Origin of the sequence: Mycobacterium sp., from assembly GCF_008709575.1 — a bacterium.
GTDB lineage: Bacteria > Actinomycetota > Actinomycetes > Mycobacteriales > Mycobacteriaceae > Mycobacterium.
The window spans coordinates 1-699 of sequence record NZ_VYIK01000341.1; the positions used below are offsets into that span (position 1 = coordinate 1).

Genomic DNA, 699 nt, shown 5'->3' on the forward strand with positions numbered 1-699 from the left:
CGGCGGAAGAACCCGTCGAACGCCTTGTTCAAGCGCCGCAGCGTGGCCTGCTGACTGGAAAACGACCACACCGCCTGATCCGGGCGCACCGCGCGGATCTCGGTCAGCTGCGCTGACTGATCCCCGTAGAAGATCCGGGCCTTGCCGTGCGACCAGGCATCCCGACGCTCCTGCAATGCCGCGTTGTAGAGCTCGCGGTGCGCATCCACACACGCCGCCAACGCGACATGCTGGCGTGCGGTCGGGCGTAACCGGAACACGTAGGCGCGCCGCATCAGGCCACCGCGTCCCATTGGTGTTCGATGTAGCGGCGCACCCTCGACTCCGAGACGTAGCCGACCGAGGCGACGAAATACGACGGCGACCACAACACCTTCGCAAACCGGCGCAGGTACAGAAACTCTTGCCGCAGCACCCGCGCGGTGCGGCCCTTGACCGCCCGTACCACCGACGCTGGCGCGTCGGTCGGGCGAACGAACAGGTGCACGTGATCGGGCATGACCTCGCTGGCCACGATCTCCCAACCGTGCTCCCCGGCGACCTGGCCCAGCAGCTCCCCGCAGCGGCCGGCCACCCGCCCGCCCAGAATCCGACGCCGGTCCTTCAGGCACCACACCCCGTGCAGCCCCAGCGAGCACACCCCTCCCGGCGTGCGGCGAAACCGGCGCTCCGACATGCCACGCAGCTTACGAAACGACA

The 699-nt window shown here is 68.5% G+C and carries 2 protein-coding genes; both read right to left on the bottom strand.

The features are described 5' to 3' along the window. Window positions 1-275: helix-turn-helix domain-containing protein (locus F6Q13_RS18830; RefSeq protein ID WP_293059762.1), on the bottom strand; the 275-nt coding region annotated here is incomplete at its 3' end. Beyond that, window positions 275-676, bottom strand: a complete 402-nt coding sequence (tnpA, locus tag F6Q13_RS18835) for an IS200/IS605 family transposase (RefSeq protein ID WP_293059765.1) — start codon at window positions 674-676, stop codon at window positions 275-277. The genes F6Q13_RS18830 and tnpA, both read right to left, overlap by 1 nt. Window positions 677-699 lie beyond the last annotated feature (23 nt).

Excerpts from the sequence above, each read along its gene's own strand:
- tnpA (WP_293059765.1), bottom strand. The coding sequence starts at position 676 with ATGTCGGAGCGCCGGTTTCGCCGCACGCCGGGAGGGGTGTGCTCGCTG.